General features: G+C 45.0%; 6 protein-coding genes. All 6 read left to right on the top strand.

The annotated features are described in order from the left end of the window. Positions 1-147: 147 nt before the first annotated feature. Positions 148-666 carry an Hcp family type VI secretion system effector gene (locus CAG68_RS09355; RefSeq protein WP_005373415.1) on the top strand — a complete coding sequence of 173 codons (519 nt, stop codon included), beginning with the start codon at positions 148-150 and terminating at the stop codon, positions 664-666. Between the two features lie 72 nt (positions 667-738). Continuing rightward, on the top strand, positions 739-2,817 hold the full coding sequence (gene tssI / locus CAG68_RS09350; RefSeq protein WP_054730208.1) for a type VI secretion system Vgr family protein: 2,079 nt from the start codon (positions 739-741) through the stop codon (positions 2,815-2,817). 2 nt (positions 2,818-2,819) lie between these two features. Then, complete coding sequence (locus CAG68_RS09345) at positions 2,820-3,302, top strand: hypothetical protein (protein ID WP_025767908.1); 483 nt, start codon at positions 2,820-2,822, stop codon at positions 3,300-3,302. A gap of 94 nt (positions 3,303-3,396) precedes the next feature. Then, positions 3,397-4,722 (top strand): hypothetical protein, encoded by a 1,326-nt coding sequence (locus CAG68_RS09340; RefSeq protein ID WP_161441039.1) that lies wholly within the window; start codon positions 3,397-3,399, stop codon positions 4,720-4,722. Further along, entirely contained in the window at positions 4,703-5,695 is a 993-nt protein-coding gene (locus CAG68_RS09335) for a DUF2169 family type VI secretion system accessory protein (protein ID WP_054730210.1), read from the top strand. The genes CAG68_RS09340 and CAG68_RS09335 overlap by 20 nt, the downstream gene beginning before the upstream one ends. Then, on the top strand, positions 5,688-6,632 hold the full coding sequence (locus CAG68_RS09330) for a hypothetical protein (protein ID WP_017633759.1): 945 nt from the start codon (positions 5,688-5,690) through the stop codon (positions 6,630-6,632). The genes CAG68_RS09335 and CAG68_RS09330 overlap by 8 nt, the downstream gene beginning before the upstream one ends. Positions 6,633-6,717 lie beyond the last annotated feature (85 nt).

The following is a 6,717-nucleotide window of genomic DNA, read 5'->3' as shown; positions in this document are numbered from 1 at the left end:
GATATTAGTGAATAATGTCTTAATTTGATTAAGTCGTTGTTTTTGCTGTGTTTTTAAAGTTGGCACGGACTTTGATTATACCAAGTAGTCGCGGTGATAAGCGATTTGGTGATTTAAACAAAACAGATTTTAGAAAAGGAAATAGCGATGCCAACTCCAGCATATATGTCTATCCAAGGTGAGACTCAAGGCCATATTACTAAAGATACTTACTCTGCAGATTCAGTAGGTAACACATGGCAAGAAGCTCACGTTGATGAGTTCCTAGTACAAGAGCTTGATCACGTGCTAACAGTTCCACGTGATCCACAAAGTGGTCAGCCAACGGGTCAACGTGTACACCGTCCACTTGTTGTAACTAAAGTTCAAGATCGCTCATCTCCACTACTATTCAACGCACTAGTATCTGGCGAAAAACTTCCTGAGTGTGTGATCCGCTTCTACCGCACTTCGGTTCAAGGTAAACAAGAGCACTACTACTCAATCAAATTGATTGATGCGCTACTTGTCGATATCCAAACTCGTATGAACCACTGTCAAGACGCAGCAACAGCTGACCGCGTGACAGAAGAAGTGCTTAAGTTCACTTACCGTGCGATCGAAGTAACTCACGAAAACTGTGGTACTGCGGGTAACGACGACTGGCGTGCTCCACGCGAAGCTTAATTGCTCGTCGCGTAAAGATTCAGGGCCAACGATTGTTGGCCCTAATTCGATTATTTGTATCAGGTAAAAGATATGGTGAATGACGTAGAATTTAAATTTGAAGTGCCTGGATGTGGGCATGAATTTCGGGTCGAGAGCTTTCATGTTCATGAAGAGTTATCTAAGCCTTTCCACATCAATCTCTCATTACTTTCACTTGATCCAGATATCTCGTTCGATGAGTTAATACGTAAAGCAGGAACATTGACACTTTACGGACAAGGTGTTGGGGCTGCGCGTGTGTTCAACGGCGTGGTGAATGAAGTGCGTTACTTAGGAACTGGACGTCGTTTTTCTCGTTATCAATTAGTCTTGGTTCCTCAAGCTTGGTTCTTATCTCAGCGCCAAGATTGTCGTATTTTCCAGCAAAAGTCAGCGCAAGACATCATCACAGAAGTACTCGATGATGGGGCAGTCACCGATTACCGATTTGAAGTGTCGGGTACTTATCCTCCAAAAGAATACGTTCTGCAATACCGTGAGTCTGACTTGCACTTCGTGCAGCGTATGATGGCTGAACACGGTATGTGGTATTACTTTGACCATAGCGATTCAAATCATACGATGGTCATTGTCGACAGTAATGACGCGATTGCACCTTTGATAAGCTCGCCACTAAATGCTTCTTACATTGGGCCGATTGTTTATCATGCCGATGGTGGCGGTGTTGCCGATCGCGAACATATCTCTGATCTCGAGTTAGTTAACCGCGTTAGAACGGGACAGGTTACGTACACAGATTACAACTACGAACACCCTAAAATTCCACAAGAGATGACACAGGCTGGCGAGCTAGACCAAGATCTCAAGCAGTTTGATTATCCTGGACGATACGTTGACCCGCTGATGGGTCAGGTGAGAACCACGGAGTGGATGTCGGAACACATAGTCGATAATCAACAAGTGGAAGCAACAAGTGACGTAATGCGCTTAGCATCTGGTTACAGCTTTAACGTCAGTGACCACCCGCGTTCTGAGATTAACCGCGATTACCTCATGTTGTCTGTAATGCACACAGGTCAAGATCCGCAAGTGCATGAAGATGAAGCGAGTGGTATGCCAACCACTTACTACAACCAGTTCTCATGTATTCCACGTGATGTGGTGTTTAAAGCGCCTAAACTAGCAGCACCAGTAGTGGATGGCCCTCAAACGGCGGTTGTTGTAGGACCAGAAGGTGAAGAGATTTACACCGACAAGCTTGGTCGAGTGAAAGTACAGTTCCATTGGGATCGCTACGGTGATAACAACGAACATTCAAGCTGTTGGATTCGTGTAAGCCAATCCATGGCGGCGCCAACATGGGGCGCAGTTTATTTGCCGCGTATTGGCCACGAAGTCGTAGTGACTTTCCTTGAGGGGGATCCAGATCGTCCGTTAGTTACGGGCGCAGTTTACAACGGTTTGCATTTCCCACCGTACTCTTTGCCAGAAAACAAAACTCGTACCACGTTCCGCACGCAAACGCACAAAGGAACAGGTTACAACGAGTTGAGTTTTGAAGACGAAGCGAACCAAGAAGAAGTCTATATTCACGCTCAAAAAGACATGTCGACCAAGGTGCTCAACAACCGTTACCGTGATATCGGTCAAGATGAATTCTTGAAGGTTGCACGTCACCAAACGAATGAAGTTCATGGTGACCATAAAGAAACCATTAATGGGCATAAAACGACACAAGTAAACAGCACCTTTACCGAGACAGTCGAGCAAGACGTTACCGTTACATACAACGCGAACGAAGCCCAGTATGTGAAAAACAATTCTGACTTAGAAATTGGTGATAACCGTACGACTAAGATCGGTAAAAATGATGACTTAGATATTGGCGAAAACAGTAACCTTACTATCGGTGCGTCTAAGAGTTCAGATATTGGTGCGGATGATAACCAGACGGTTGGTGGCAACTTAACGGTATCAGTGAAAGGGAACACCGCTTATAAAGCTGATGGTGCAACGCAAATTATCAGTGGCGACAAGATTGTATTGAAAACGGGTGGTTCCTCTTTAGTGATGAACAGTGATGGTTCAATAAAGTTATCAGGCTCGGCTATTACGATCGAAGGCAGTGACAAAGTCGTCGTGAAAGGTGGCAACGTAGTGGTTAACTAACAATGGAAAAACAACCTCTTACAACAGAAGTAATATCAGAGCAGCAAGCCGAATCAACGGCTTGCTTTTCGCGTTTTGGAAGAATAGTGGCTATCAATGAGTCTACGGGCAGTGTGCGAGTTGATTTTGATGGTAACCCATTTAAGCAGCCACTCACTGCGAGACTAGGACGTGGCTTTCGTCGTTCTGAGCTGCAAATGGCTATCGATAATCGATTAAGTTGTCGAGTTGAATTTTTGAACGACGACTTAAGCTTGCCTCTTGTGACGGACATTTTCTTCTCCATTCTGGATGACTCTGACGAGTTTGTATTGCGAGCGAAGAAGATGGTTATCGAGACAGAACAAGAGTTGGTAGTCAAAAGTGGTGAGACAGAAACTCGCTATAGCGGGCGCGATGGACGAATTACCACTAAAGCGAAGTACGTCACCTCTCAAGCAGAAAAAGCACAAAAAATTCAAGGCGGAACGATCGCAATTAACTAATTACCTAGCATTAGCTAATTTACGTCGAGTTAGCTAATTACTTTGTATTAACTAATTGCAATCGCGTTATGGCACGCTAATAACGGATAACTAGATGCGACAAAGAATCGGTGTCGAGCACCTAAAGGCACCCATAACCAATCAAGAAGTCGAAGGCGCGTTAGCAAGAGCTGAGCGTGCTGTGAACGACCTTTCCCAATTGCCAGTAACATGGCTGGATTTCTGTAATGAAAAGCTGTCCATTGCTTCTGAAAGTATCGGTTTTTTAATCAGGCAGCGAGTTCAAATTCACAAAAGGGGTTATCCAAGTCGTGAGTTAGCGTATCTCAAGCTGATTGAACGCCAAATTGAAGAACTGAAGCAGGTGTACTTGTCGTTTTATCGATTAGCGCCGGGGTTGATTCATCAATTAAGAGACCAGGAGCCAGAAATCTACAGCTGGCTGATGCTACAGGGCGAGTTGGGCTCAGCGTTGGATAACCTTTTGTGCGGCTTGAGTTTACTCGAAGATATTGACGCTAAAACCGCAATGGTCATTGCCGTACAATCTCCGGTTGAATCTATGGATAGCACGCTTTCGGAGCTTATTGAGGGTAATGCGACATCCAGTGCGTTTTACTTTGAATGCTTACGTGTACGTCAAACACTAAGCGTTTCTCTCATCAAGCGCTGGCACAAAGCCAGCATCATTAGCTCTCAAGTTGCTTTGCCACTGCTCGCTTTACAAAACGTAAAAGAGGGGATTGATTGGCTTAATGACAATGCAGGCAGCGAACAATATCTATTTGAACGTTTGATTACCAAACGTGACAGAGGCACTTGGTTCCGTCAGAGCTTTGGCATCGAACCAAATGGATTACCATCAGCGCAAGTGCTCACTTACGCCAAGTTGCTTGAGTTAAAAGAGTTTGAGGCGTTTGATATCTCTTCTTCATTAGCACCTGTTGATTTTGCGCTGGGTGGTGATTGGAAGCTGGTACCCCAAATCATCGAGCACTTGGAAAGTCTGGAGGAAGGTGAAGCTGAGGGTGAAATTTGGCTTCAAGCCTTGTATGTCGTCTACGGAAAGCTTCTTCCTCTGAATCCGCAAGATGTTGGTGTCGAGTATGAATGGGAAGAGATCGTCGATCTGCTCAATGAGTGGGTGGAAGATGAAAAATATATCCAAAATCTACCAAGCCGCTTGGGTTACGCATTGAGCTTCGAGTCTACGTTAGCTGCGATGCAAGATTCTAACGTTGATGTGCTGTTCCGCGATTGGCTATGGCGTCAACTCTGTATTCAATCCAGAGCCTACGTGCCTTGGGATATGGCAATGCCGATTCATCAACAAGACTGGAACTTTAACAATTTAAAGGCCGCACCTTCTGCGAGCGAACGATTCAACTTAAGGAATAGCAATGCAGTTATGGGATATTGAGACGCACCCTGAGCTATCACTTAAAGGTCGTTTTCAACGTGACGAAAACGGCGATGAAGTGTGGGTTGTCGTTGCCAAACGCACATGGCAATTCGATGGTGTGGTTTGGCACGAATTAGGTGAAAGTGAAATCTTCGATGATCCCCAATATTTGGGCGAAGAAGGCTTCTCTGCGATGAAAGTTGACCACGAGTTCGCGTATACCAAAGACAATACAGATGTACTTGTTTACGGTAAAGCGCGCAGTTACGCGAAAAAGCCAGTGACATACCAAGAGTGTCGCGTGTTGATTGATGGTCATATCGATAAGACTCTCGCTATTCACGGGGAACGCGTATGGGTTGAGCATGCTGGTAGTATCACGCTGAGCAATCCAGTTCCATTTATTGAAAAAGACATTGATTACACTTGCGCGGTAGGCGGTGATTTACGTAACCGAATAGGCGGTGGTGTTGCCGATTCCAACAAAGAATTGCTTGAACAGAAAGCACCTTCGGTTTTTTATCCTCGTGAAGACTGGAGTGCCGCCGCGAAAAAACTACGCGTTGCGGGGTTCGGGCCAGTGCCTCCGTTCTTTGAGTCGCGCCAGAAGCTAGCCGGCACGTTCGATGACGATTGGATTGAGAATCGCAAGCCAATGTTGCCACTCGATTTTGATAAGCGGTTCTTCCAAAGCGCGCCTATTGATCAACAGTGCAAAGGCTTTCTTCGTGGGGGGGAGCGTTTGATGATGAGTGGCTTTTGTCATGATGACACGCTTTCATTTCGAATTCCTAAAGAAAAATACCGTGCGATCGCGACGTTCAAAGATCAAAGTTATCAAGCTGATATGGCGATGTACACCTTATTCGTTGATGCGGAAAAGAAAACCATATCAATCAGTTACACCGCTGCGTTTCCTTGTCAGGGCAAGGAGCATTTGTTGGTGTCGACATCCATCACTAAGTTGGAAGAGGTAAGCGAGCATGCATAATTCAACAGGCCGTTACGTGCTAGGGATGGAAGTGATGACGCCAACCGGTATGAATTTAGATATTGCTAGTGCAGTTTCGTATGCTGACTTAGGAAGATTCGACCAATGTGTAGGGGATGATGGTATCGAGCGTTTTACTTACGCCAAAATCGAATACACCAAAGAAAGTGAGCAGTTTGAAAAAACGTGTGAGTTAATCACCCACTTGCTTGATTCATTATTAGCACAGTTACCACGTTCATTGAGACCAATACCTTTGCTTATAGCGGTGCCTGTGTCTGTTTCTCTAGTAAAGGTGCAAGAATGGCTTGGTGAAAGTAACTATGCTGAATTTCTCTCTGTGGTGAATGCTGTTCATGCCAGTGGGCCTAGTTTCGTTCTCCAGGCCATGAAATCATTGGATAAATATGATGCTATGATGTGTATCAGTGTCGATTCCTTGGTGAGTTCGATGCAAACACTCATCGACGATGCGATGGTAATGAGTACCAATAATCCATGGGGCGTTATTCCGAGCGAGGGTGGGGCGGGTTTAATTCTTTGTCGAAAAAACACCGTAGAAACATTGAAACTTAAGCCTCAAGCGCAGCTTGGCTACATTGATACGGAATTAAACACTTCAGACCGAAGAGGCATGTTTCGACTTGTTCAACGTGCGAGTAAAAAGCTCGATTCATTTGGTGAAGTGTATTCCGATATGACGAACCTGCGCATGCATTCGGAAGATTACGGCTTTGCTCTGGGGGCGAAAGCAGAACGATTCACGAACCCAGAACAACCGCAGCTTATCAATGAGTTGTGGGGCACGATGGGCAGTTGTTCTTCTCTCGCTTTAATTGCCTTTGCGGTCAGAGAGCACCACTTTAAGCAACCAACTACGTTGTTAATGTTCGACTTTCATGGTGACAAAGGAGTTCTCCAATTACTGCAATGTTAGTGGGCACTCATCGATCAAATGGCAATGAAAATATACTCATATTATTAGGTTGAAGTTTGTAACACGAAAAAGCGTATAACTCATG

Origin of the sequence: Vibrio sp. V42_P2S4T144 (genome assembly GCF_009904715.1) — a bacterium.
Taxonomy (GTDB): domain Bacteria; phylum Pseudomonadota; class Gammaproteobacteria; order Enterobacterales; family Vibrionaceae; genus Vibrio; species Vibrio alginolyticus.
Note: the sequence above shows the minus strand (reverse complement) of the source record. Positions and strands in the feature narration are given on the sequence as shown.

Excerpts from the sequence above, each read along its gene's own strand:
- CAG68_RS09340 (WP_161441039.1), top strand. The coding sequence starts at position 3,397 with ATGCGACAAAGAATCGGTGTCGAGCACCTAAAGGCACCCATAACCAAT.
- tssI (WP_054730208.1), top strand. The coding sequence starts at position 739 with ATGGTGAATGACGTAGAATTTAAATTTGAAGTGCCTGGATGTGGGCAT.
- CAG68_RS09330 (WP_017633759.1), top strand. The coding sequence starts at position 5,688 with ATGCATAATTCAACAGGCCGTTACGTGCTAGGGATGGAAGTGATGACG.
- CAG68_RS09345 (WP_025767908.1), top strand. The coding sequence starts at position 2,820 with ATGGAAAAACAACCTCTTACAACAGAAGTAATATCAGAGCAGCAAGCC.
- CAG68_RS09335 (WP_054730210.1), top strand. The coding sequence starts at position 4,703 with ATGCAGTTATGGGATATTGAGACGCACCCTGAGCTATCACTTAAAGGT.
- CAG68_RS09355 (WP_005373415.1), top strand. The coding sequence starts at position 148 with ATGCCAACTCCAGCATATATGTCTATCCAAGGTGAGACTCAAGGCCAT.